Source organism: Streptomyces netropsis (genome assembly GCF_014203545.1).
In the GTDB taxonomy this organism is placed as follows: domain Bacteria; phylum Actinomycetota; class Actinomycetes; order Streptomycetales; family Streptomycetaceae; genus Streptomyces; species Streptomyces netropsis.
This window is the reverse complement of record NZ_JACHJG010000002.1, coordinates 84,201-107,752: the sequence shown is the minus strand read 5'-3', so window position 1 is coordinate 107,752 and position 23,552 is coordinate 84,201. Positions and strand designations below refer to the sequence as shown.

General features: G+C 73.3%; 23 protein-coding genes. 10 read left to right on the top strand and 13 right to left on the bottom strand.

All coding sequences use genetic code 11. From position 1 onward, the window contains the following. Positions 1-132 precede the first annotated feature (132 nt). Together FHS38_RS05535 and FHS38_RS05530 are read left to right on the top strand one after the other, a co-directional pair. On the top strand, positions 133-978 hold the full coding sequence (locus FHS38_RS05535) for a DeoR/GlpR family DNA-binding transcription regulator (RefSeq protein ID WP_184731361.1): 846 nt from the start codon (positions 133-135) through the stop codon (positions 976-978). A 198-nt stretch (positions 979-1,176) separates the two neighbouring features. Continuing rightward, entirely contained in the window at positions 1,177-1,671 is a 495-nt protein-coding gene (locus FHS38_RS05530; protein ID WP_184731359.1) for an SRPBCC family protein, read from the top strand. A gap of 7 nt (positions 1,672-1,678) precedes the next feature. Here FHS38_RS05530 and cds1 read toward each other — a convergent pair whose 3' ends face one another. After that, on the bottom strand, positions 1,679-2,794 hold the full coding sequence (gene cds1, locus FHS38_RS05525; RefSeq protein ID WP_184732183.1) for an L-cysteine desulfhydrase Cds1: 1,116 nt from the start codon (positions 2,792-2,794) through the stop codon (positions 1,679-1,681). Between the two features lie 192 nt (positions 2,795-2,986). Here cds1 and FHS38_RS05520 point away from each other — a divergent pair, with 192 nt between their 5' ends. Beyond that, entirely contained in the window at positions 2,987-3,316 is a 330-nt protein-coding gene (locus FHS38_RS05520; protein WP_184731358.1) for a hypothetical protein, read from the top strand. A 197-nt stretch (positions 3,317-3,513) separates the two neighbouring features. Next, on the top strand, positions 3,514-4,089 hold the full coding sequence (locus tag FHS38_RS05515) for an ATP-binding protein (protein ID WP_184731356.1): 576 nt from the start codon (positions 3,514-3,516) through the stop codon (positions 4,087-4,089). A 104-nt stretch (positions 4,090-4,193) separates the two neighbouring features. On the opposite strand, the gene FHS38_RS05510 is transcribed toward FHS38_RS05515, so the two are convergent. Together FHS38_RS05510 and FHS38_RS05505 are read right to left on the bottom strand one after the other, a co-directional pair. Beyond that, the gene (locus FHS38_RS05510; protein WP_184731354.1) at positions 4,194-4,484 is read right to left on the bottom strand and encodes an SHOCT domain-containing protein; all 291 of its coding nucleotides are present in this window, start codon (positions 4,482-4,484) and stop codon (positions 4,194-4,196) included. Positions 4,485-4,626: 142 nt separating this feature from the next. Beyond that, on the bottom strand, positions 4,627-5,850 hold the full coding sequence (locus tag FHS38_RS05505) for an ROK family protein (protein WP_184731352.1): 1,224 nt from the start codon (positions 5,848-5,850) through the stop codon (positions 4,627-4,629). Positions 5,851-6,314: 464 nt separating this feature from the next. On the opposite strand from FHS38_RS05505, the gene FHS38_RS05500 reads away from it, so the two are divergent. From FHS38_RS05500 to FHS38_RS05485, 4 genes are all read left to right on the top strand, one after another. Next, on the top strand, positions 6,315-7,094 hold the full coding sequence (locus FHS38_RS05500) for a maleylpyruvate isomerase family mycothiol-dependent enzyme (RefSeq protein WP_184731350.1): 780 nt from the start codon (positions 6,315-6,317) through the stop codon (positions 7,092-7,094). Positions 7,095-7,192: 98 nt separating this feature from the next. After that, a complete protein-coding gene (locus FHS38_RS05495; RefSeq protein WP_184732181.1) occupies positions 7,193-8,080 on the top strand; it encodes a DUF2797 domain-containing protein in 888 nt (295 codons plus the stop codon). A 146-nt stretch (positions 8,081-8,226) separates the two neighbouring features. Then, a complete protein-coding gene (locus tag FHS38_RS05490) occupies positions 8,227-8,829 on the top strand; it encodes a winged helix-turn-helix domain-containing protein (protein ID WP_184731348.1) in 603 nt (200 codons plus the stop codon). Further along, on the top strand, positions 8,826-10,157 hold the full coding sequence (locus FHS38_RS05485) for an MFS transporter (RefSeq protein ID WP_184731346.1): 1,332 nt from the start codon (positions 8,826-8,828) through the stop codon (positions 10,155-10,157). The genes FHS38_RS05490 and FHS38_RS05485 overlap by 4 nt, the downstream gene beginning before the upstream one ends. Here FHS38_RS05485 and FHS38_RS05480 read toward each other — a convergent pair. The 3 genes from FHS38_RS05480 to FHS38_RS05470 all read right to left on the bottom strand — a co-directional run bounded on the left by FHS38_RS05480 (position 10,118) and on the right by FHS38_RS05470 (position 13,750). Next, complete coding sequence (locus FHS38_RS05480; protein WP_184731344.1) at positions 10,118-10,780, bottom strand: response regulator; 663 nt, start codon at positions 10,778-10,780, stop codon at positions 10,118-10,120. The two genes, FHS38_RS05485 and FHS38_RS05480, sit on opposite strands and share 40 nt — an antisense overlap. A gap of 112 nt (positions 10,781-10,892) precedes the next feature. Next, positions 10,893-12,116 carry a sensor histidine kinase gene (locus tag FHS38_RS05475; protein WP_184731343.1) on the bottom strand — a complete coding sequence of 408 codons (1,224 nt, stop codon included), beginning with the start codon at positions 12,114-12,116 and terminating at the stop codon, positions 10,893-10,895. Between the two features lie 401 nt (positions 12,117-12,517). Continuing rightward, positions 12,518-13,750, bottom strand: coding sequence for a geranylgeranyl reductase family protein (locus FHS38_RS05470; protein WP_184731341.1), 1,233 nt, complete (start codon positions 13,748-13,750; stop codon positions 12,518-12,520). A gap of 177 nt (positions 13,751-13,927) precedes the next feature. On the opposite strand from FHS38_RS05470, the gene FHS38_RS05465 reads away from it, so the two are divergent. Then, a complete protein-coding gene (locus tag FHS38_RS05465) occupies positions 13,928-15,313 on the top strand; it encodes a dipeptidase (RefSeq protein WP_184731339.1) in 1,386 nt (461 codons plus the stop codon). Positions 15,314-15,472: 159 nt separating this feature from the next. Here the strand turns inward: FHS38_RS05465 and FHS38_RS05460 are convergent, their stop codons facing one another. After that, positions 15,473-16,510 (bottom strand): NUDIX hydrolase, encoded by a 1,038-nt coding sequence (locus FHS38_RS05460; RefSeq protein WP_184731337.1) that lies wholly within the window; start codon positions 16,508-16,510, stop codon positions 15,473-15,475. A 158-nt stretch (positions 16,511-16,668) separates the two neighbouring features. After that, positions 16,669-17,634 carry an ROK family protein gene (locus FHS38_RS05455; RefSeq protein ID WP_184731336.1) on the bottom strand — a complete coding sequence of 322 codons (966 nt, stop codon included), beginning with the start codon at positions 17,632-17,634 and terminating at the stop codon, positions 16,669-16,671. 187 nt (positions 17,635-17,821) lie between these two features. Between FHS38_RS05455 and FHS38_RS05450 the strand changes: the two genes are divergently transcribed. Next, the gene (locus FHS38_RS05450) at positions 17,822-18,811 is read left to right on the top strand and encodes a LacI family DNA-binding transcriptional regulator (protein WP_260420619.1); all 990 of its coding nucleotides are present in this window, start codon (positions 17,822-17,824) and stop codon (positions 18,809-18,811) included. Between the two features lie 39 nt (positions 18,812-18,850). On the opposite strand, the gene FHS38_RS05445 is transcribed toward FHS38_RS05450, so the two are convergent. The 5 genes from FHS38_RS05445 to FHS38_RS05425 form a co-directional block, all read right to left on the bottom strand. Then, positions 18,851-20,131, bottom strand: coding sequence for a DUF6986 family protein (locus FHS38_RS05445; protein ID WP_184731334.1), 1,281 nt, complete (start codon positions 20,129-20,131; stop codon positions 18,851-18,853). Between the two features lie 158 nt (positions 20,132-20,289). After that, positions 20,290-21,252 (bottom strand): electron transfer flavoprotein subunit alpha/FixB family protein, encoded by a 963-nt coding sequence (locus FHS38_RS05440; protein ID WP_184731333.1) that lies wholly within the window; start codon positions 21,250-21,252, stop codon positions 20,290-20,292. 130 nt (positions 21,253-21,382) lie between these two features. Beyond that, positions 21,383-22,168 carry an electron transfer flavoprotein subunit beta/FixA family protein gene (locus FHS38_RS05435; protein WP_184731332.1) on the bottom strand — a complete coding sequence of 262 codons (786 nt, stop codon included), beginning with the start codon at positions 22,166-22,168 and terminating at the stop codon, positions 21,383-21,385. A 189-nt stretch (positions 22,169-22,357) separates the two neighbouring features. Then, positions 22,358-22,864, bottom strand: a complete 507-nt coding sequence (locus tag FHS38_RS05430; RefSeq protein WP_184731331.1) for a flavin reductase family protein — start codon at positions 22,862-22,864, stop codon at positions 22,358-22,360. A 202-nt stretch (positions 22,865-23,066) separates the two neighbouring features. After that, positions 23,067-23,402, bottom strand: coding sequence for a TlpA family protein disulfide reductase (locus tag FHS38_RS05425; protein ID WP_184731329.1), 336 nt, complete (start codon positions 23,400-23,402; stop codon positions 23,067-23,069). Positions 23,403-23,552 lie beyond the last annotated feature (150 nt).

The following is a 23,552-nucleotide window of genomic DNA, read 5'->3' as shown; positions in this document are numbered from 1 at the left end:
GGCGCGGACGACACCTCGTCCGCGGGGAGCGAAGCGCAATCGTGATCGAGCGCAGCGAACGTGTCGCTGTCGGATACGCGTGGGAGGATGTGCGCGCACCGTCGGCGGCGGCTGATCGAAAGGACGGGCCGGGTGGGCGACAACCAGAATCTCCTGGCGGAACAGCGGCGCGCCCTGATCCTCGACGAGGTCAGACGGCGTGGCGGTGTGCGGGTCAACGAGCTGACGCGCAAGCTCAACGTCTCGGACATGACGGTCCGTCGCGACCTGGACGCGCTGGCCCGGCAGGGTGCCGTGGAGAAGGTGCACGGCGGCGCGGTGCCGGTCGCGGAGGCGACCACGCACGAGCCCGGTTTCGAGGCGAAGTCGACCCTGGAGCTGAGCGCCAAGGAGGACATCGCGCGGGCGGCGGCGAGGATGGCCGCGCCGGGCAGTGCGATCGCCCTGGCCGGTGGGACGACGGTGTTCGCGCTAGCGCAGCAGTTGGTCGAGGTCCCGGATCTGACGGTGGTGACCAACTCGGTCCGGGTCGCCGATGTCTTCCACAGCGCCCAGCGGTCGATGACGGCCGTCGGCCCCGCGGCCCGTCCGGGCGCGGCGACGGTGGTGCTGACGGGCGGTGTGCGGACGCCGTCGGACACGCTGGTGGGGCCGGTGGCGGACGCTGCCATCCGCTCGCTGCACTTCGATGTGCTGTTCATCGGGGTGCACGGCATATCCCCGGAAGCGGGTCTGTCGACGCCCAATCTCGCGGAGTCCGAGACCAACCGGCACTTCGTGCGGTCCGCCCGGCGGGTCGTGGTGCTCGCGGACCACACCAAGTGGGGCACGGTGGGTCTGAGCTCCTTCGCCACCCTGGAGGAGGTCGACGCGTTGGTGACGGACGCGGGGCTGCCGGCCACGGCACGCGCGGAGATCTCCGAGCGGCTTCCGGAGCTGGTAGTCGCGGGCCCTTCCGGCGACGTCACCGACATCTGAGGGCACGGGCTCGGGCAGCCCCGTCAGGCTTCGTCCCGCCCGCACCGAACCGGTCGGGGCCGAAAGCCCCGCCGCACCTCGTCGGCGAGCCGCGGAGCTCGATGACACCCATGCACGGCGCCGCAGACATCCCGCGGCGCGCGGACTAGGGTGTACGGCGCCCGCTCGATCAGCCGACCCCGCCGGGGGTGTATTGCGATGGCGCACGGACTCCGACCCGTGGGGCTGGACTTCACCGAGACCGCACCCCTGCGACTGGTCTTCGCCGCCCACGCGGCCGCGGCGCCCGGGGAGGTCTACCGCGCGCTGGCCGCCGAGGTGGAGGCGTGGCCGCAGTGGTTCCGCGCGGTGACGTGGGCGCGGCCGGTGGAGCGGGAAGGCCGGGCGGGCCGGGAGGTCCTGCTGCGGGGCGGGGGCCGGTTCCTCGAGACGGTGATAGCGGCGGAGCCCGTGACGCGGTACGCCTATCGGACCGATGAGACGAACGCGCCGGGTCTGCGCGCCCTGTTGGAGGACTGGCTGCTCATCCCCACCGGGAGCGGCACGATCGTCCGGTGGACGGTGGCCGTGGACGCCCCGGCGCCGGTACGACTCGCGCTCGGCCTGGCGCGGCCGGGGCTGGGGCACGCGTTCCGCGGGGCGGTGCGGTCACTGGACCGGCGTCTCGCGGAGGCCCGGAGGCGTGCGGGTTGATCCCGTGTCAGTCCGGCCAGCGGCCGGTCGCCAGGAAGCGGCTGATCGCCATGGCGTAGGGGGTGATGTCCAGGCCCTGCTCGGCGAGCCACGCGTCGGAGTAGTACTTGTCGAGGTAGCGGTCGCCCGGGTCGCAGATGAGGGTGACGACGCTGCCCGCGCGCCCCTGGTCGGCCATCTCCGCGACGATCTTGAGCGCGGCCCACAGACCGGTGCCGGTGGAGCCGCCCGCCTTGCGGCCGATCGCCGCCTCCAGGGCGCGGACGGCCGCGACGCTCGCCGCGTCCGGGACCTTCATCATGCGGTCGATCGCGCCCGTCACGAAGCTCGGTTCCATCCGCGGCCGCCCGATGCCCTCGATGCGGGAACCCCGCTCGCTGCTCGCGGCCGGGTCGCGGTCCTTCCAGCCGTCGAAGAAGCAGGAGTTCTCGGGGTCGGCGACGCAGACCCGGGTGTCGTGCTGCATGTAGCGCACGTAGCGGGCGATGGTCGCCGAGGTGCCGCCCGTACCGGCGGTGGCGACGATCCACGCGGGCTCCGGGTGGCGTTCGAGGCGGAGCTGGTGGTGGATCGATTCGGCGATGTTGTTGTTGCCCCGCCAGTCCGTGGCCCGCTCGGCGTAGGTGAACTGGTCCATGTAGTGGCCCCCGGACCGCGCGGCGAGGGCGGCCGCCTCCTCGTAGATCTTCCGCGAGTCGTCCACGAAGTGGCACTGCCCGCCGTGGAACTCGATGAGCCGGCACTTCTCGCGACTGGTCGTGCGCGGCATGACGGCGATGAACGGCACGCCGACGAGTTTGGCGAAGTACGCCTCGGAGACGGCCGTGGAGCCGCTGGACGCCTCGACGACGGGGGCTTCGGGGCGGACCCAGCCGTTGCACAGCCCGTACAGGAACAACGAGCGGGCGAGACGGTGCTTGAGGCTTCCCGTCGGATGGGTGGACTCGTCCTTCAGGTAGAGGTCGACGCCCCACTCGTCCGGCAGCGGGAACCGGAGCAGATGGGTGTCCGCGGAGCGGTTCGCGTCGGCCTGGACCTTGCGGACCGCCTCCTTGAGCCAGGCGCGGTAGGGCGGGTCGCTGCGGTCCACGTCGACGGTCGGGACGGCGGCGCCCGCCGGCATCCGCCCCTTGGGTCCGTCCCCCGCGTTCGTCGCCCCCGTGTTCGCTGTGCTGTTCACGCCGCTCCTCACGATGTCCCTCGGGCCGATGCGGAGCACTCGGACGTTTCGATCATAAATGGGCACTGGTGCCGGGGCCGCCTCACGGGCAGACTGCGCACCAGACAGACAATTCGGCCGGGAAGGCGGTGCGTCGTGGCGGAAACGGAGTTCAACGCGACAGGGGTGCGGATCGAGCGGTTTCTGCGCTCGCTCACCCGGGCCGGCCAGGTGAAGATCAAGGACGGCAGGTTCGAGCTGCTGACCAGCTACGGCCGGGAGATCGACAGTGCGCCCGTCGATTCGGTCCATGCGAGCAAGCCCTGGTTCGCCGCCCGGGACCGGGCCCTGGCGACGGTGAACGGCACCCGCTACGTACTCACCCTGGGCCAGCGCGACCCCGCCGCCCGGGACTCCGGAGCAGCCGCCGTCCGCCGCTTCCTGGACGCGGTCCGTTCCGCGCACGGCAGCGACGCAAGGGGCTGAAGGTACAGGAGTTGCGCATTCGGTCGCAGGAGTCGACCCTGGACTCGTACCAGCTTCACCGAGGGTTCATCGGCGGTTACGCACTGATCTGTATCCGCCGGCCGGCTCGAGCAGCCACCGTCGCTGGACCGGAACAGACGCGTATCGAGACGCGTATCTGCATCAGGCTAGCCCTACTTCTTCAGGGAGTCGCAGCCGTGATCAGCCGAATGAACAAGCACTGCACCGTAGAGCTCCAAGCTCTCCCCCCGCGCATCGGCCAGGTCCGCAGAATCGTATCTGCGCAACTGCGCTACTGGCATCTCGACCCTCTCATCGATCCCGCGGCGCTCGGCGTCACCGAGCTCCTGACCAACGTGCACCAACACGCGGAACCCGACAAACGCTGCACCGTGGAGATCGACCTCGTGGTGGACCGGCTCACGGTCTCGGTGCGGGACCACGATCCGCGCCTTCCGCGCGTTCTCGAACCCGACGTCGCCAGCACCCACGGGCGCGGTCTCGCCCTCGTCGCCGCCGTCAGCGCGAGCTGGGGCGTCGAGGAGCGCCTCGACGGCGGGAAAGTCGTCTGGTTTACGCTCCCCGTGCCCCAGTGCGCCCCCGCTGCCTCCCCTCGGCTTGTAAGGGCCTCGGAAACCACCGCCGTCTTCGAACAGTCCGTCCTCGAACTGTCGGCGCTGGAGAAGCATCCGCTCTTCGGCGGACCCCACCCGACCCGGCGGCCGGCCGCGCTGCGCGAGCCCGCCCCGGCCCGGTCCGCCGCCCTCGGCTGACCGCCCCGGGCGCGCCCGGGGCGGGTACGGCGGTGCGGGAGGCACCGAAGGCCTTTGCCCGCACCGACGCCCCGGGCCGGACGGCCGGCCCGAGGAGGCCGCTGTCATGTCGCCGCGCCCTTACCGCCGGTGCCGAAGCGTTCCTCCAGGACGGACAGGCGCCGCCGGTACTCGTCCTCGTCGATCTCGCCGGCCGCGAACCGGCGGCCGAGGAGCGTCAGCGGTGCGTGCTCGGACCGCTCGGCGCGGGCCTGCCAGGGGTTGCGGCCGTGGCGCCACACGGTGCGGCGCAGGACGATGACGACGCCGATGACGACGACGGCCCAGAACAGCGGGAAGAGCAGGATCCAGGGGCCGGGTCCACCGTCGGCCCAGGTCTGCGCGAGGGTGTTCATGAGGGTTCAGCTCCTCGGTGGTGACGTTCGTTCCGGTCACCACCGAGCCTCGTCGTCGTGACGCCCCGGGTCGTCGTCCGCCCGGCGGCCGTTCGAGTACCGCGCGGAGAGTACGCGGCGGCGGTGGAGCGGGCGCGGCTGGTCAGCCGAGTGTGGCCAAGGGGTCGTCGAGGACCGGCTGCCAGGCCGCTTCGGCCGCCCCGACGAGGCTGTTGTGGTCGAGGCTCGCGGCCAGGATCGGCACGCTGCCGCTGCGGCCCCAGAGGCTGCGGTCCGCGACGACGGCCCGCAGCCGCTCCGGATCGGCGTCCAGCAGCTCGCGGTGGAGTCCGCCCAGGACCACCCGGTCCGGGTTGAGGATGTTGACCAGGCCGGCGAGACCGAGGCCGAGCCGATCGACGATCAGATCGGCGGCGGCACGGACGGTCGGGTCCGCGTACTCCGAACGGAGCAGGTCGCGGGACTGCTGGAGGAGGGAGACCTCCGGGCCCGGCTCACGGCCGGCGGCGGTGAGGAAGGCGAGGGGGTCGGTCTCGACGTCGAGGCAGCCGCGGCTGCCGCAGTGACAGGGCAGACCCGCGGGGTTGACGGTGAGATGGCCGACCTCCAGCGCGAGACCGGAGCTGCCGGTGTGCAGCCGGCCGTCGAGGACGAGCGCGCCGCCGACGCCGCGGTGGCCGGTGGCGACGCACAGCAGGTGCTGGGCACCGCGGCCGGCGCCGTGGCGGTGCTCGGCGAGGGCGGCGAGGTTGACGTCGTTGCCGGCGACACCGCTGACGGGGCTGCCGTCCGGGCCGTGGACGCCCGACTTGGCGAGGGCCTCGACGAAGAGCGCGCGGACCGGCGCGCCCGCCGGCCAGGACAGGTGCAGCGGGTTCAGAGCCGTACCGTCCGGCTCGGCCACGGCCGAGGGAACGGCGAGACCCGCGCCGAGGCAGCGACGGCCGGTCTCGCGCAGCAGACCGGCCCCGGCCTCCACGACGGCGTCGATGATGTGGGCGGGGTCGGCGGGCACCGTCATGCAGCCGGGGGCGGTGGCGACCATCCGGCCACCGAGCCCGACGAGGGCGGCCCGGAATCCGTCGGCGTGGATCTGCGCGGCGAGGACGACAGGGCCGTCGGGGGCGATGGCGAGCCGGTGCGAGGGGCGCCCCTGGGAGCCGGCGGGCGCCGCGGGGCGCGCGTCGACCTGGATCAACCCGAGCGCCTCGAGCTCGGCGGCCACGGCGCCGGCGGTCGCGCGGGTCACGCCGAGTTCGGCGGTGAGCACGGCACGGGTGGGGGCACGGCCGGTGTGTACGAGCGCCAAGGCCGGGCCGAGGGCGCTCCGGCCCCGCTCCAGGCGGGGAGTCCGAGTCTGGGTCACATACCTATTCTGACTTTGTGCCGACGCTGAACAAAACGGGATCGGTCAATTCCGGGAACAGTACCCGCCTCCGGCCGCTCCACGGCGCCGCGCCGGTCACCGTTCACCGTCGCGCCCTCGGAGGCTTCCGCCCGGTCGGCACCATGCGCCGCCACGAGCGGGGGCGGGCGGCGGGCGGCACGACGCCCTGCCGACGGATCCGCTCCCGCGTCCCGGCCGGGGCCCCGTCACGCGACTACCGCACCTCGTGGACCTTCGGCGAACGCGGCGATCCGCTCATCGGAGAGGTGCCCGGCCGGGTCCGCGTCGCCGGTCATGCCGACGAGGCGTCTGCCTCGTGCCCGTGCCCGCGCGGAGCCGCCCCTGGACGTGGGCCGGCCCGTGCAGCAGCCTCGTGCCCGCGCGGAGCCGAAGTCGGCGCCTGTGAAGCCGCGTTGTCAGTGGTGGCTGCCACACTTCGGGACATGGATACTTCCGATCTCATCACCGCTCTCGACCGCGACGGACAGCTGCTCGCGGAGGCCGCCGCGCGGGCCGGCCTCGACACCCCCGTGCCGACCTGTCCGGAGTGGCGGGTGCGCGAGTTGGTCACCCATACCGGGGCCGTGCACCGGTGGGCGGCCCGGATCGTCGGAGAATCGCTCACCGAGCCGATCGGGCTGCCGGCGGCCCCCGAGGGGGACGGGCCGGAGCTCGTCGAATGGTTCCGGGAAGGCCACCGTCAGCTGGTCAAGACGCTGACCACCGCCGAGCCGGACCTGAGGTGCTGGACCTTCATGCCGGCCCCCTCACCCCTCTCCTTCTGGATCCGGCGCCAGGCCCACGAGACCGCGGTGCACCGTGTCGACGCCGAGGCCGCGCTCGATGGAGGCGGCGCCTCCGCCGCGGGCTCCTCCTCTGACTCCTCAGCGGGCTTCTCCCCCATCGACGCCGAGTTCGCCGCGGACGGTGTGGAGGAACTGCTCGTGAAGTTCCACGGCGGAGAGCGGAGCCGGGTGCGCACGGACACCCCTCGGACGCTGCGCGTGCGGGCCACGGACTCCGGCGCGGTGTGGACGGTCCGCCTGTCGGACGGGCCGCCGCGCACCGAGCGCACAGCCGAGGGCCCGGCGGACTGCGAGCTGGCGGGTCCGGTGTCCGACCTGTATCTGGCCCTGTGGAACCGACTGCCCCTCGACGCGTTGGGCAGCACGGGTGACGCCTCGCTCGCACGACTGTGGCGGGAGCGGTCGGTCATCGGGTGAGACGAGGCAGGCAGGCCCCCGGGCGCTCGCGCGGGGCGGGAGCGCCCGGGGAAGGATGATGCGAAGCGACGGGACAGGACGGGACGGGACGGGTGAGCGTGTCGGGTGACAGCTGGCAGTGCGCCGGGCTGCGGTGGAGCCATGCGGGGCCGGCGCTGGCCTGGCTGCATCCGGTGCATGGCGCCCGCACCTCGCCCTTGCCCCCGGGGCGGGCCCTGGCCTTCACGACGGGGACCCGGCGGGCTTGCGTCGGGGTGCGCAGAGGCGGTCGGCACACCGCGTGCCCGCTGGGCGCGGAGGTGCCGGGCACAGCGGTCTCCGCCCAGTGCCCCGACTGCGCGCGGCTGGACCGCTCGCACTCCGTGGCCGCCGACACCGCCCTGGACGACCCGCGCCCCTACGACGTCTATCTGGCCTGGTTCGGGCCGGGAGTGATCAAGGTCGGCATCACGGCCGCGGAGCGCGAGGGTGTCCGGCTGCTCGAGCAGGCGGCGCTGTCGTACGCGCTGCTCGGGCGGGGCCCGCTGATGGCAGCACGTCGCGCGGAGGCCGTGCTGGGCGCGGCCCTCGACGTCCCGGACCGCTTCCCGTACGCGGCCAAGCGCGCCGCCCGGTACCCGCTGCCGCCCCAGGCGCTGCGGACCGCCGAACTCGCCGCATTGCACGAACGGGCCCGTGGACTCGACGGGCTGCCCGACTCGCTGGCCGTGCGGGACTTCGCGCCCGTCCACCACGACGAGGCCTTCCATCTCGACCGGCTCCGCCCGGGTCACGGCCTCGTCGGGCTCTCCCCCGGCCGCACGATATCGGGCCGGGTGACGGCCGTAGCCGGACCGGACCTGTATCTCGGCGCGCCGGACGGGCGACTGCTGCTGGTCGACACGCGGCAGTTGGCCGGCTGGGCCCTTTCGGCGGCCGCGCCGGGGGCGGAGACGACAGCGGCCGTACGCCCACCGGAAGTGGCGGGACCCGAGGCGCTGTTCTGACCGACGGCCGGCCGACCGTTCCTCCGGTGACGGCCCACCACTCGCTGCCGAGGAGCCCGTCCAGCGGGGGAGCGGGTGACGGGTGACAGGTGACCATGGTGCAGAGAACCCTATGCAAAGAGTTCTCTGCACCATAGGTTGGCCCGATGACCAAGGAAACTGAGGGCACTCCTGCGACCAAACCCACGCGGCGCATCGACGCACGCAGCCTGCGGGGACTGGCCCACCCCCTGCGGATGGCCATCCTGGAGGCGTTGAGCCTGGACGGCCCCGCCACGGCCACCCTCCTGTCCCGGCGGCTGGGCGAAAGCACCGGGACCGTCAGCTGGCATCTGCGCCACCTGGCCGAGCACGGTTACATCGAGGAGGAGACCGGGCGCGGCACCAAGCGCGAGCGCTGGTGGCGGGCCGTCAACGACGCGAAACTGCTCAACCCCGCCGAGTTCCGGGACGATCCCGACACCCGGGACGCGCTCGCCGTCTACCTGCACCAGCTGGCACAGCAGTTCTTCAGCCGAACGGTGACGTTCCTGGGTGAGGACTGGGACGGCGCGTGGCAGCAAGCCGCCACCTTCTCCGACTGGCGCGACCTTCGGCTGACGCCCGCCCAGCTCGCTCGGCTCAACCAGGACTTGATGGCCGTCGTCGCCCGCCACACCCCCGCGCCGGGCGAGGAACCGGCCTCCGACGCACTGCCCGTCATCGTGCAGATCCAGTCCTTCCCGCGCCAGGAACCGGACGGCGCATGAACCGGCTGACACACGGTGGCCTGCTGCGGCGCCACCGGGACTTCCGGCTGCTGTGGTGCGGCGAGACCACCGGCAAGTTCGGCGCGTCCGTCACCAGCGTGGCCATGCCGCTCGCCGCCGTCACCACCCTGGACGCCGACACCTTCACGGTCGGGCTGCTGAGTGCCTGCGCCTGGCTGCCCTGGCTGATCGTGGGCCTGCCGGTCGGCGTCTGGGCGGACCGGTTCCGTCGCAGGCCGATCATGCTGGCCGCCGCGGCGGCGTCCTTCCTGCTGTTCGCCTGCGTCCCGGTCGTCACCTGGCTCGGCGGACTGAGCACGGGCTTCCTGCTGGTGGTCACCCTGCTGACCGGCACGGCGGCGGTGTTCTTCCAGACGGCCTACAGCGCGTACCTTCCCAGCCTGCTCGAACCCGCGGACCAGGCCGAGGGCAACGCCAAACTGCAGGGAAGCGCGTCCGCCGCGCAGATCGTAGGCCGGGGATCCGGTGGTCTTATAGCCCAGTTGGCCGGTGCGGTGAACGCGATGTTCGCCAACGCCGCGACCTTCCTGGTCTCGCTGCTCTGTCTGGTGGCCATCCGGCACCGTGAGCCGCGTGTCAGCGGGTCCGTCCGTCGGCACACCTCGATGGCGAGCGACGTCACAGCCGGTCTGCGGCTGGTCGCCGGCGACCGGTGGCTGCGGACGCTGGCATTGTTCGGCGCCGTCTCCAACCTGGGGCTGATGGGATACCAGTCGATCCTGGTGGTCTTCCTGGTGCGGGACGTCGGTCTGAACTCCGGGACGGTCGGCGTCCTGATCGCCGTCGCCGGGGCGGGCGGTGTCGTCGGGGCCTTCCTCGCCCGCCGGGTCGCCGGACGGGTCGGCACCGCGCGGGCGACGCTGTTGTTCGAACTCGTCCTGGCCGTACCGGCGCTGCTCATCCCGCTCACCACCGACGGCGCGGGGGCGCTCCTCTACGTGACCGGTGGCTTCTGCGTGTCCGCCGGGGTGGTCGCCGGCAACGTCATCAAGGCGGGCTTCCAGCAGAGCTACTGCCCGCCCCGCCTCCTCGGCCGCCTCACCGCCGGCACGGCGTTCCTGAACTACGGCACGCTTCCCGTCGGCGCGCTGCTCGGTGGCGCGCTCGGTAGCGCCTTCGGACTCCGCGAGGCGATGTGGATCACCACGGCGGGGGTCCCGCTGGCCGGGCTGATCCTTCTCTTCTCCCCGCTCCGCAGGACCCGGGACCTGCCGACAGTCGCCCTCCACGACGAGCGGACCGGTCCGCGTCGGCCGACGGCGCGCCCTCAGCCCAGCCAGCCGGGACGCACGAGCCCGGACTCATAGGCGAGGACGACGAGTTGGGCCCGGTCGCGGGCGCCGAGTTTGATCATGGTGCGGCTGACGTGCGTCTTCGCGGTGAGCGGGCTGACGACGAGCCGACGGGCGATCTCCTCGTTGGACAGCCCCATGCCGACGAGTGCCATCACCTCACGCTCGCGGTCGGTCAGCTCGGTGAGGCCGGGCGTCGCGGGCTCCTTGGAGCGGGCGGCGAACTCGGCGATGAGACGGCGCGTCACTCCGGGGGAGAGCAGCGCGTCACCGGCGACCACGGCCCGTACGGCGCGGAGCAGTTCTTCCGGTTCGGTGTCCTTGACGAGGAATCCGGACGCCCCGGAGCGAAGGGCCTCGAAGACGTATTCGTCGAGTTCGAAGGTGGTGAGCATGACCACCTTCACCTCCGCCAGGTCCGGGTCCTCGGTGATCCGCCGGGTCGCGGCGAGGCCGTCGAGGACGGGCATCCGGATGTCCATGAGGACGGTGTCGGGGCGCAGCTCGCGTACCAGGGCCACGGCCTGTTCGCCGTCGGCCGCCTCGCCGACGACCTCGATGTCGGGCTGTGCGTCCAACAGCGCGCGGAATCCGGCGCGGACGAGGAGCTGGTCGTCGGCGAGCAGGACGCTGATCACGGTGTCTCCTCCCTCGCTTCCCCGCCCGTTCGGCGCGGAAGTACGGGCACGTCGAAAGCGGGGGCGTCGGAAGCAGGAGCGCCTGGCCGGTCCGGCGGCGGGTCGCCGGTGTTCACCGCGTCTCCCGGCGCCCGGTCGTGCGGGGCAGCCGGACCTGCACGCGGAAGCCGCCGTCGGGCCGGGGGCCCGCTTCGACGGTACCGCCGAGGGCGGCGGCCCGCTCCCGCATGCCGACCAGGCCGTTGCCCCCGCTGGTGAGGCTGTCCGCGGTGGCGGGACCGTCGTCGTCGACCCGCAGTTCGAGGGCGTCGGGCACGTAGCGCAGCCGGACCCGCGCGACGCGCGACCCCGAGTGGCGCACGACGTTGGTGAGCGCCTCCTGGACGATGCGGAAGGCGGCGAGGTCGGCGCCGGGCGGCAGTTCGGTCCGTGCCCCCTCGGTCTCGATCTCCACGCGGAGACCGGCTCCGGCGGCCTGTTCGGTCAGTTCGTCGAGGCGGTCGAGGCCGGGTGCGGGAGAGCGCGGCGCGGCCCCGGGGGCGCGCAGGGTGTCGAGGACCTGGCGGACCTCGCCGAGCGCCTCCTTGCTGGCGGCCTTGATGGTGGTGAGGGCGGTGCGGGCCTGTTCGGGGTGGTCGTCGAGGAGGGCGAGGCCGACGCCGGCCTGGACGTTGATGACCGAGATGCTGTGCGCGAGGACGTCGTGCAGCTCACGGGCGATGCGCAGCCGCTCCTCGTCACCGCGGCGGCGCTCGGCGGCCGCCCGCTCGGCCCGCTCGCGGGCCCAGCTCTCCCGGCGCACGCGCGCCAGCTCGGATCCGGCGACGACGGCCACGGCCCAGGCGGCGGGCGCCCACTCCTCGTTCCACGCACCCGGGCCGTCGCCCGTAGGCGGCAGCCAGCGGTAGAGCCAGTGGGCGATGAGCAGGTGTCCCGCCCACAGCGTGCCGACGGCGCCCCACGCGGCGACGCGGTGCCCCGCGACGACGGCGGCGAAGCAGGCGACGACGACGCTGAGGAAGACCGGGCCGTAGGCGTAGCCACCACCGAGGTAGAGCGCGGTCGTGGCGCAGGTGCCGAAGACGGCGGTCCGCGGGTAGCGGTGGCGAAGCAGCAGGAACGCGGGGCCGATCAGCAGCAACAGCCGGGCGAAGGTGTCGAGCGGCGCCCGGTCCGGCTGGTTCAGCGCGGCGAAGTGCCCGCCGACCTGCTGGATCACGGCGACGACGAGGGACGAGCGCCAGGGCACACGCCCCGCCCGGCCGGCGGACCAGCGCTCCCACGGCGGCGCCGCACCCCGCTCGCGCGCCCACGACACGCGTCTGTCCCTGCCCATACGGCAACGCTAGCCGTCGAGGACGCGGACGGCGTCCGCCGCGCGTGGTGCCCGCGACTACTCCCCGGGGAGTAGCCCGACTGTTGTCGGGTGCACGGCGGCGGCGCTCGCCGGGCGCCGCGGTGGACGAGCCGAACAGCTCCGGCCGTCCCCCGGTGGCACCCGCCGGTCACGACACAGCGCGCCCCGCACGACCGGACGGGCTCCCGCCCGCCGACCCGATCGGATCCGAGCCGCCCAGGGCCCGTCCGGTGATTCTCGTGGATCGGCGAGCGGCGTCCGGTGCGTGCGCTCGCACGGCAAAGGACCGCCCTCGCACCGGGCGTACTCGGGCGGGCCCGGCAACGCGGCGAATGCGCGTGCCGGGCGTCGGGAGCCCGCGAAGGTCCGCCGGACAGGCCCTAGGAGCGGTCCATCGCGGACAGCACCCGCCGCGCCACCGGGTGCGTCCGTACGATCTCGGCCAGTGTCGTCGTACCGCGGGTGATCTTCGCGAACGCGTGCCACGCCGGGCGGAAGCCCGTGACCGCGGCGTGGATCAGCCCGGGGCGGCGCTCGAAGAGCGTGAGCATGCGGCGCCCGACGCCCATCTCCACGCCGAGTCCGGCCTTGATGGCGAAGGCGTAGTTCAACGCCTGGCGGCGGGCGTCCACCGCGTCCTGCGCCTCGGCGATCCGGACGGCCCACTCCCCCGCCAGGCGCCCGGAGCGCAGGGCGAAGGAGATGCCCTCCCGTGTCCAGGGCTCCAGCAGTCCCGCCGCGTCGCCGCAGACGAGCACCCGGCCCCGGGAGAGCGGGGAGTCGTCGGACCGGCAGCGGGTCAGATGGCCGGAGGAGACGCTCGGCTCGAAGCCCGCCAGGCCGAGCCGCGCGATGAAGTCCTCCAGATAGCGCTTGGTGCCGGCGCCCTCGCCGCGCGCCGAGATCACCCCGACGGTCAGGGTGTCCCCCTTGGGGAAGACCCAGCCGTAACTGCCGGGGATCGGGCCCCAGTCGATGAGCACCCGGCCCGCCCAGTCCTCGGCGACCGTCGCGGGCACCGGGATCTCGGCCTCCAGGCCCAGGTCCACCTGGTCGAGCTTCACCCCGACATGTGCCCCTATCCGGCCGGCGCTGCCGTCGGCACCGACGACCGCGCGGGCCAGGAGCGTCCGGCCGTCGCCGAGCACGATGGCGACGGTCCGCCGGTCGGGCACGGCCGAGCCGTGCTGCTCGACCCGCGAGACGGTCACCCCGGTGCGCACCTCGGCGCCCGCCTTCTTGGCGACCTCGACGAGACCGGCGTCGAACTCGGGACGGTTGATGAGACCGAAGAGCATCCGCTTGGAGCGACGGGTGCGCGTCAGTTTCCCGTTGAGGGAGAAGGTGACGGCGTGCACCCGGTCACGCAAGGGAAGTTCGAAGCCGGGGGGAAGCGCATCGCGCGTGGGGCCGATGATGCCACCGCCACACGTCTTGTAGCGCGGGAGTTCGGCCTTCTCCAGAAGCAGGACCTTACGTCCCGTCGATGCCGCGGCGTAGGCGGCCGAGGCTCCGGCGGGACCCGCTCCCACCACCACGACGTCCCATACCGGCTCCCCGTCCCCGGGTACGTCCCGGCCCGCTTCTTCCTGGGCCGCGTTGTCGCTGCTCACCTGTGGTTCTACTCCTGCTCGATCACCGGCTACCGCTACCGCCCGCATCCTACGGCCAGCCGCCCGGCCCACCCGCTGCGGGAAGGGGCCCGGGAAGAGCCCGGCAGGACATGGGAGGATCAGGATCACCATCGCCCGTATGTACGGACTTAACGCCGCGCCCACAAGGAGCGTTCCATGGAATCGTCCTCGACCCGCCAGCAGGCCCAGGCCGCGCTCGCGGCGACCGTCGCCTCGCTGCAGTCCCGCGCCTGGACCGAGCTGGCCGAGCTGGTGGCCTTCAAGTCCGTCGCGGACGAGGCACAGTTCCCCAGGAGCGAGTGCGAGGCAGCCGCGAACTGGGTGGCCGGAGCACTGCGGACCGAGGGCTTCGAGGATGTCGCCCTGCTCGACACCCCCGACGGCACCCAGTCCGTCTACGGCTACCTCCCCGGCCCGGCCGGTGCCCCGACCGTGCTGCTCTACGCCCACTACGACGTGCAGCCGCCGCTGGACGAGGCGTCCTGGGTCTCGCCGCCGTTCGAGCTGACCGAGCGGAACGGCCGCTGGTACGGGCGCGGCGCCGCCGACTGCAAGGGCGGTCTGATCATGCACCTGAGCGCGCTGCGGGCGCTCAAGGCGAACGGTGGCGTCCCCGTCCATGTGAAGGTGATCGTCGAGGGCTCGGAGGAGCAGGGCACCGGTGGTCTGGAGCGCTACGCCGAGGCGCACCCCGAGCTGCTGGCGGCCGACGCGATCGTCATCGGCGACGCCGGCAACTTCCGCCTGGGGCTGCCGACCGTGACGGCGACGCTGCGCGGCATGACCCTGGTCCGGGTCCAGGTGGACACCTTGGAGGGCAACCTGCACTCGGGCATGTTCGGCGGCGCCGCGCCGGACGCGCTGGCAGCGCTGATCCGCGTCCTCGACTCCCTGCGCGCCGAGGACGGCTCGACCACCGTGGACGGCCTGGAGGACCAGGGCGTCTGGGACGGACTGCAGTACCCCGTCGAGAACTTCCGCGAGGACGCGAAGGTCCTCGACGGTGTCTCCCTGATCGGCTCCGGCACGGTGGCCGACCGTCTGTGGGCCCGTCCGGCCGTCACCGTGCTCGGCATCGACTGCCCGCCGGTCATCGGCGCCACCCCGTCCGTGCACGCGAGCGCGCGGGCGCTGATCAGCCTGCGGGTCCCGCCGGGCATGGACGCCGCCGAGGCCACGAAGCTGCTGAACGCGCACCTGGAGAAGGCCACCCCCTGGAACGCCCGTGTCGCGGTCGAGCAGGTCGGCCAGGGCCAGCCGTTCCGCGCCGACACCGACAGCCCCGCGTACGCGTCGATGGCCGAGGCGATGCGGATCGCCTACCCGGGTGAGGAGATGCAGACGGCCGGCATGGGCGGCTCGATCCCGCTGTGCAACACCCTCGCCGCGCTCTACCCCGACACCGAGATCCTGCTCATCGGCCTGAGCGAGCCGGAGGCACAGATCCACGCGGTGAACGAGAGCGTCTCGCCGGAGGAGCTGGAGCGGCTCTCCCTCGCCGAGGCCCTGTTCCTGGGCAACTACGCCGAGAGCAAGCGCTGACACCTGGCAGCCGACCGGGGGAACAAGCGCCCCCGGGACGCGTGATGTCACCTCAGGCCGGCCCGGGAACTCCTCCCGGGCCGGCCGGGGGTCCGGCTCGGGTCCCTGAGCCGGCCCGGAAGCCGTCACCCGTACCGGGCAACCGTCACCGCGCAACCGTCACCCGACAGGGACCCCCGCTTCGAGGTTGAGCGGGCGTCCCCGCTCGCGGGCGCGCAGCGCCCAGCGCAGCCTGCTCAGCCGGACCGGTGGCAGCAGGGACGACGCCTCGTCCTCGGTGACGAAGCGCCAGCCGCGCAGTTCGGAGCCGGGCAGCAGCAGCCGACGGGCGTCGGCCCCGGTCAGCCGGCCGCCGTCGAAGAGGAACCGCAGGCCGCCGAAGCCGGGCGGCTTCGGCGGCTCCCAGTCGACGACCAGCAGCCGTGGCACCGTGGCGAGTTCGATGCCGATCTCCTCGGCGACCTCGCGCATGCCCGCACGGGCGGGCGCCTCCCCCGGTTCGACGACCCCGCCGGGGAACTCCCAGCCGGGCTTGTAGGTGGGGTCGACGAGCAGCACCCGGTCCTCCTCGTCGAAGAGCAGCACCCCCGCGGCCAGCGTCTCGGCCTTCGGCTGAGGGGTCTGGACGATCGGGCAGATGTCCGCGGCACCGGTGCGGACGGCCTCCGCGACCCGCTCGGCCACCTCGCGCGGCGTCAGCGCGCCCGTATCGACGGCGAACGCGTCGGCTTCCAGCCAGGACAGCGCCTCGCGGTAGGGGGCGATGTGGTCCCGTGCCCACTGACGGACGGACTCGCTGCGCTCCGGGTCGTCCTCGTACTCCTCGCGGCCCGCTATACGGGCCCGGAGTATCGTTTCATCTGCGGTGAGCAGCACATGGCGCACCCGGATCCGCCGGGAGGCGAGCGCTCCGAAGATCTCGTCCCGGTAGTCCTGTCGCAGCAGCGTCATGGGCACCACGAGCACCCCGCCGACCTCCGCGAGCAGTGCCGCCGCCGTGTCCGCGACCAGCCGCCGCCAGATCGGCAGGTCCTGGACGTCGCCGACCTCGCCCAGCCGCTTCGGCGGGAGCAGATGGTGCAGTGCCCCGCCGATCACCTCGGGGTCGAAGAGGGTGCTGCCCGGGATCAGCTCGGTCAGCTCCCTGCCCGTGCTGGTCTTTCCCCCACTGAACGCACCGTTCAGCCAGACGATCACGGTTCCCCCTTCTCCGTAGCCCCCTGCGAAGTGCCCGGACTGTGACGCTGCCCGGAACACCCTGCCACGAAAACGCGTGCGAGCGGCATGGCGCACGCCGGGCCCTCAGCGGCCGAATACAGCGCCACGCCGGATTCGGCGGGGCTCTGCCCGGGGGCTCAGCGCCCCACCGCCACCGCCCACAGCCCCAGTTGCTGGGCCGCCGCCGCTGCCGCCCCGACGAGGCCCGCGTCCGAGCCGAGGCGGGCGGGGAGCACCTCCACCGAGGACGCGAAGGACAACGTCGCGTAGTCGCGCAGGCGTTCACGCAGCGGGGCGAAGAGCACCTCGCCCGCTCCCGCGACACCGCCGCCTACGACGGCGACCTCGATCTCGACGAGCGTCGCGGTCGCGGCGATGCCCGCGGCCAGCGCCTGCGCCGCCCGGGCGAAGGAGGCGAGGGCGACCGGATCGCCCGCTTCGGCGGCCGCGGCGACGGCCGCGGCACTCGGGTCGCCGTCCGGACCCGGGCGCCAGCCGGCGTCCAGCGCGCGGCGGGCGATGTTGGGGCCACTGGCGATGCGTTCGACGCAGCCACGAGCCCCGCACGGGCACGCGTCACCGTCGAAGTCGACACTGATGTGCCCGATGTGGCCCGCATTGCCCGTGGGGCCGGTGTGGAGACGGCCGCCCAGGACCAGTCCACCACCGACGCCGGTGGACACCACCATGCACAGCGCGTTGGCCCGCCCCCGGGCCGCGCCCTGCCAGTGCTCCGCGGCAGTCATCGCGACCCCGTCGCCGACGAGGACCACCGGCCGTCCGCCGACCAGCCCCGCCACCTCGGCGACCAGCGGAAAGTCCCGCCATCCGGGCACATTGACCGGACTGACCGTCCCCGTGGAGGCGTCGACGGGCCCGGCGCTGCCGATGCCCACGGCCCGGACGCGCGACCAGTGCGCGGTCCGCAGGAGTTCGCCGAGCACCGCCGCCACCGCGCCCATCACCGTCGCGCCGTCCTCCCGCGCGGGCGTGGGCCGCCGCGCGCGCACGAGCAGCCGCCCCCGGCCGTCCACGAGCGCACCGGCGATCTTGGTGCCGCCGATGTCGAGGGCGGCGACGAGGTCGTCGGATGCGGTGCGCATGGGGGGCTGTCTCTCCTGGTACACGGGCGGCAGGGGGGTGGCGGAAGGTCAGTCTCGCCGGTGTTGACAACGTTGTCCAGGCTCTATGCTCGACGTCACCCGCCGCACGGCGGACCCCGACGAAGGACAAGCCACCGTGGCCGACACCGCCAGCCGCCCGCAGCCCCGCTACGGCACCCGTCCGACCATGAAGGACGTGGCGGCCCGTGCCGGGGTGGGGCTGAAGACCGTCTCCCGGGTCGTGAACGGCGAGCCCGGCGTCACCCCCGACACCGAGCAGCGGGTCCAGGACGCGATCACCGCGCTCGGCTTCCGCCGCAACGACGGCGCCCGCATCCTGCGCAAGGGCCGCACCGCCTCCATCGGCCTCGTCCTGGAGGACCTCGCCGACCCCTTCTACGCACCGCTCAACCGGGCCGTCGAAGAGGTCGCGCGCGCCCATGGCGCGCTGCTCATCAGCGGCTCCAGCGCCGAGGACCCGGACCGCGAGCGCGAGCTGGCCCTCGCCCTCTGCGCCCGTAGGGTCGACGGTCTGATCGTCATCCCGGCCGGCCACGACCACCGCTACCTCGAACCGGAGATCGCGGCGGGTGTCGCGACCGTGTTCGTCGACCGTCCCGCCGGGCTGATAGACGCCGACGTGGTGCTCTCGGACAGCTTCGGCGGCGCCCGCGACGGGGTCGCCCATCTCATCGCCCACGGCCACCGCCGCATCGGTTTCATCGGCGACCGGCCGGGCATCCACACCGCCACCGAGCGGCTGCGCGGCTACCGGGCCGCGATGGCGGACGCCGGACTTCCCGTCGACGACGCCTGGCTGTCGCTGGGCCCCACCGCCCCCGAGCGGGTACGCACCGAGGCGGTCCGGATGCTCGCCGGCCCCCGGCCGGTCACCGCCCTGTTCGCGGGGAACAACCGGGTGACAGCCACCGTCGTCCGCGTCATAGCCGGCCGGCCCCGTCCCGTCGCACTCGTCGGCTTCGACGACCTCGAGCTGGCCGACCTGCTCTCCCCCGGACTCACCGTGATCGCCCAGGACGCCGTGCGCCTCGGCCGTACGGCCGCCGAGCGGCTGTTCCGACGGCTGGACGGGGTCGACGAACCACCGCGGCGCGTGGAACTGCCGACCCGCCTCGTCGTGCGGGGCTCGGGCGAACTCCCGCCCGCCGAGGACTGATCCACCGGGGCCGCGGCCTCGCGCCCCCTCCCCTTGGGCTCACTTCCGCGGCACGCGCCCCGCGAGGCCGTCGAGGTCGGCGCGCGTCAGCCCGGTCAGCCGGGCGACCTCCTCCGTGTCGAGGGCACCGCAGTCCAGGCCGCGCAGCAGATAGCCGCTCAGCGCCCTGGCCGTGGCGGGCTCGTCCATCACATCGCCGCCGGCCCGGCCGACGTAGGCGACCAGCCGGGCGGCGGCCCTCTCCAGGCCCTCGCGGTAGAAGGCGTAGACGGCGGCGTAACGCGTCGGCAGCTGAGCGGGGTGCATGTCCCAGCCCTGGTAGTACGCGCGGGCCAGGGACCGGCGTACGAGGCGGTGATGGAGCCGCCAGGCGTCGTGCACCCGCTCGGCCGGGCCGACGGGCAGGACATTGGTCGAACCGTCCGAGAGACGGACCCCCGTGCCCGCCGCCGCGACCTGCATGACGGCCTTCGCGTGGTCGGCCACCGGATGGTCGGGGGCCTGGTGGGCGGCGGCGACCCCGCAGGCGGCGCTGTAGTCGAAGGTGCCGTAGTGCAGGGAGGTGGCGCGGCCCCGGGCGGCGTCGATCAGACGGGCGACCGTGGCGCGGCCGTCGGCGCCCAGGATCGCCTGGGTGGTCTCGATCTGGATCTCGAAGCCGACGCGCCCCGCGTCGAGGCCGTGCGCCTTCTCGAACTCCTCGGCCAGGCACGCCATCGCGGTGACCTGCTCGGGGTAGCTGACCTTGGGAAGCGTCAGGAGGAGCCCGTCGGGCAGGCCCCCAGCCTCCATCAGCCCGGTGAGGAAGATGTCGAGGGTCCGGATGCCCCGGTCGCGGACGGCCGCCTCCATGCACTTCATCCGGATGCCCGCGTAGGGGGTCCCCGTGCCGTCCGCGTGGGCGGCGGCCAGGAGCCGCGCCGCGCGGGCTGCCGCGGCGTCCTCCTCGGCGTCGGGGCGCGGACCGTAGCCGTCCTCGAAGTCGACGCGGAGGTCTTCGACGGGCTCGCGTGACAGTTTGTCGCGAACGCGCTCGTAAACCTCCTCGGCGAGGTCGTCGCGCAGTCCGAGGACGGCGGCGAACGCGGCGGCGTCGGGAGCGTGTTCGTCGAGGGCCGCGAGCGCCTGGTCGCCCCAGGAGCGGACGGTGTCGGCGGCGAAGGCGTCGGCGGGGACGTAGACGGTGTGGACGGGCTGCCGGGTGCCCGGATCGCCCGGGTAGCGGCGCGCGAGTTCCGCGTCGACCTCCGCGAGCGATGCGCCGACGGCCTCGCGCACCGAGGCCGCGAAGGTCGTGGCCACCGTCTCGTGCTGCCCCATTGCACACCCTCCGGCTGTCAGCTTTCCGCTTTACGGAATCAACTATCCGTGGCGGGAAGCTATCGGCGCCCCGGCCGATGGTCAACACCCCGGACACGCGTGAGGTCCCCGTGCGCGGCGCGCACGGGGACCTCACCAGCGGACCGAGAGCGGAAGGGTCAGCCCTTGCGGGACTTGACCTCGTCCGTCAGCTGCGGGACGACCTCGAAGAGGTCGCCGACCACGCCGTAGTCGACCAGCTCGAAGATCGGGGCCTCGGCGTCCTTGTTGATGGCGACGATCGTCTTCGAGGTCTGCATGCCGGCCCGGTGCTGGATGGCACCGGAGATGCCCGCCGCGATGTACAGCTGCGGAGAGACCGACTTGCCGGTCTGGCCGACCTGGTTGGTGTGCGGGTACCAGCCGGCGTCGACGGCGGCACGCGAAGCGCCGACGGCCGCGCCGAGCGAGTCGGCCAGCGCCTCGATGACGGGGAAGTTCTCGGCGCCGTTGACGCCACGGCCGCCGGAGACCACGATCGCGGCCTCGGTCAGCTCCGGGCGGCCGGTCGACTCGCGCGGCGTGCGGGAGACGACCTTGGTGCCGGTCGACAGCTCGCCGAAGGTGACGGCCACCTGCTCGACGGTGCCCGCGGCCGGGGCGGCCTCGGGGGCGGCGGAGTTGGGCTTCACGGTGATGACCGGGGTGCCCGTGGTGACGCGGGACTTGGTGGAGTACGAGGCCGCGAAGACGGACTGCGTGGCCACCGGACCCTCGTCGCCGGCCTCCAGGTCGACGGCGTCGGTGATGATGCCGGAGCCGATGCGGACCGCGAGGCGGGCCGCGATCTCCTTGCCCTCCGCGGAGGACGGCACGAGCACCGCGGCCGGGGAGACGGCCTTGTACGCGGCGGCCAGCGCGTCCACCTTCGGTACGACGAGGTAGTCGGCGAACTCGGGGGCGTCGGCGGTGAGGACCTTGACCGCGCCGTACTCGGCGAGCACCGGCGCGGCGGCGTCGGCACCGGCACCGAGGTGCACGGCGACGGGCTCGCCGATGCGGCGGGCGAGGGTGAGCAGCTCAAGGGTGGGCTTGCGGACGGCACCGTCCACGTGGTCGACGTAAACGAGGACTTCAGCCATGGGGTGTTCTCCTGCGAGAAAAAGAGGGGCGGGTGACGGTTCGTACGGACCGGGGGAAGCTCGACCGCGTTGCGTCCCGGGGGCTGTGGCGTCGGCGGGCGACGCCGTGGTGCCCCCGGGGCTCAAGCGGTCAGATGAACTTCTGGCCCGCGAGGAACTCGGCGAGCTGCTTGCCGCCCTCGCCCTCGTCCTTGACGATCGTGCCGGCCGTGCGGGCCGGGCGCTCCGTGGCCTCGTCGACCTTGCTCCAGGCGCCGTCGAGGCCGACCTCGTCCGCCTCGAGGCCGAGGTCGGAGAGGTCCAGGGACTCCACCGGCTTCTTCTTGGCGGCCATGATGCCCTTGAAGGACGGGTAACGGGCCTCGCCGGACTGGTCGGTCACGGACACGACGGCCGGGAGGGAGGCCTCCAGCTGCTCGCTGGCGGCGTCGCCGTCGCGGCGGCCGGTCACCTTGCCGTCGGCGACGGCGACCTCGGAGAGCAGGGTCACCTGCGGAACGCCCAGACGCTCGGCGAGCATCGCCGGGACGACGCCCATGCCGCCGTCGGTGGAGGCCATGCCGGAGATGACCAGGTCGTAGCCGACGTGCTCGAGGGCCTTGGCGAGCACCAGCGAGGTGCCGAGGGCGTCGGTGCCGTGCAGGTCGTCGTCCTCGACGTGGACGGCCTTGTCGGCACCCATGGACAGCGCCTTGCGCAGCGCGTCCTTGGCGTCCTCGGGGCCCACGGTCAGCACGGTGATCTCGGCGTCGTCCGCCTCGTCGGCGATCTGCAGCGCCTGCTCGACCGCGTACTCGTCGAGCTCCGAGAGCAGGCCGTCCACGTCGTCGCGGTCGACGGTCAGGTCCTCGGCGAAGTGCCGGTCGCCGGTGGCGTCGGGCACGTACTTCACACAGACAACGATCCTCAAGCTCACGCCGGCTCTCCTACTGCATCGTCTCTTCGTAGCTGCCTTGTGCAGGCAGCATAGGCGCCTTGTGGGGCGGATTCCGGCTGGATCGGGCTCCGCTCCCACCAGAATGTTACTCGTCAGTACATCGAGCGCGTTCCACGAGCGCAAGGCCGCTGAACTGTGATCTGTCCAACGCGGGAAACGCGGGACGTCTCAGTCCCGCAGACCGTTGAAGCGCCCCTGGTGGTAGAGGAGCGGGCGGCCCGCCCCGGCGGGGTCGCCGACGACCGCCTCGGCGAGCACGATCCGGTGGTCGCCGGCGGGCACCCTGGCCACGATGCGGCACACCAGCCAGGCCAGTACGCCGTCGAGCAGCGGCACCCCCTCGGGGCCGGTGCGCCACTGGGTGGGCGGGGCGAACCGGTCGGCGCCGCTGCGGGCGAAGGTGCCGGCCAGCTCGCGCTGGTGCTCGCCGAGTATGTGCACCCCGACGTGCTCGGCCTCGGCGATGACGGGCCAGCTGGAGGAGCCGGTGCCGATCCCGAAGGAGACGACCGGGGGTTCGGCGGCCACGGAGGTGAGGGAGGTGGCGGTGAAGCCGACCGGACGCGGGCCGGGCGCGGTGATCACGGCGACGCCGGCCGCGTGCCGCCGGAAGACGGAGCGCAGCAGTTCGGGGGTGGCGAGGTGGGCGGTGCCCAGTCCGGATGGGGCCGTCATGGAGCTGTCCTTCTGCTGGAGGTTCGAGCCGGGAGCGTGCGGTCGAGGCTGCTCACGGGCTCGGACAGCGCGCGCTCGAGGTCCGCGAGAGATCCACGTGCGCACGTCCGTAGAGGCGGGTTCCAGGCCACATAGCGTCACAGTGACGATTCGGAGCACGGAGCGTCAAGGGCGGCCGGGCAGATGGGAGGCGGATCACGGGTCAGACGGCTTCGCCGAGGGCGGCGATGACATCGGCCTTACGCGGCTGACCGGCGGCGCGGCGCACGACGTGGCCGTCCGCGTCGAGGACGAAGACGGTCGGCGTGCCGGTGATCCGCAGGGCGCGTACGAGTTCGAGCCGCGCCTCCGCGTCGATCTCGACGTGCGCCACCCCGTCGACCATGTCCGCGACCTCGGCGAGGGTGCGCCGGGTCGCCCTGCACGGTTGGCAGAAGGCGCTCGCGAACTGGACGAGCGTGGCCCGCTCCCCCAGCTCGGCGCCGATGTCCGCGGCGCTCAGCCGCTCCCGCTCGCCCTCGTGGCCCCGCCCGCGCACCCGCGTCCCTCCGTCGTCGCCGTCCGGTCACCGTCCGGACCTGTGTCCGATCTCCCGTGTGCAGCACCGTAGGGCCCGGAGAAATTTCCCGCCCGGGCGACGGGTCCGGCGGGCGGACGCCGGGGCACGAACGGCCGGGTTCGGCACGGG

Coding starts and splice junctions, on each gene's coding strand:
- cds1 (WP_184732183.1), bottom strand. CDS start 2,794: ATGCCGGCGGGCGCCGCCGTCCCGACCGTCGACGTGGACCGCAGCGAC.
- FHS38_RS05455 (WP_184731336.1), bottom strand. CDS start 17,634: ATGCGCACCGCATCCGACGACCTCGTCGCCGCCCTCGACATCGGCGGC.
- FHS38_RS05440 (WP_184731333.1), bottom strand. CDS start 21,252: ATGGCTGAAGTCCTCGTTTACGTCGACCACGTGGACGGTGCCGTCCGC.
- FHS38_RS05490 (WP_184731348.1), top strand. CDS start 8,227: ATGACCAAGGAAACTGAGGGCACTCCTGCGACCAAACCCACGCGGCGC.
- FHS38_RS05450 (WP_260420619.1), top strand. CDS start 17,822: ATGAAGGACGTGGCGGCCCGTGCCGGGGTGGGGCTGAAGACCGTCTCC.
- FHS38_RS05430 (WP_184731331.1), bottom strand. CDS start 22,864: ATGACGGCCCCATCCGGACTGGGCACCGCCCACCTCGCCACCCCCGAA.
- FHS38_RS05465 (WP_184731339.1), top strand. CDS start 13,928: ATGGAATCGTCCTCGACCCGCCAGCAGGCCCAGGCCGCGCTCGCGGCG.
- FHS38_RS05500 (WP_184731350.1), top strand. CDS start 6,315: ATGGATACTTCCGATCTCATCACCGCTCTCGACCGCGACGGACAGCTG.
- FHS38_RS05475 (WP_184731343.1), bottom strand. CDS start 12,116: ATGGGCAGGGACAGACGCGTGTCGTGGGCGCGCGAGCGGGGTGCGGCG.
- FHS38_RS05485 (WP_184731346.1), top strand. CDS start 8,826: ATGAACCGGCTGACACACGGTGGCCTGCTGCGGCGCCACCGGGACTTC.
- FHS38_RS05445 (WP_184731334.1), bottom strand. CDS start 20,131: ATGGGGCAGCACGAGACGGTGGCCACGACCTTCGCGGCCTCGGTGCGC.
- FHS38_RS05510 (WP_184731354.1), bottom strand. CDS start 4,484: ATGAACACCCTCGCGCAGACCTGGGCCGACGGTGGACCCGGCCCCTGG.
- FHS38_RS05530 (WP_184731359.1), top strand. CDS start 1,177: ATGGCGCACGGACTCCGACCCGTGGGGCTGGACTTCACCGAGACCGCA.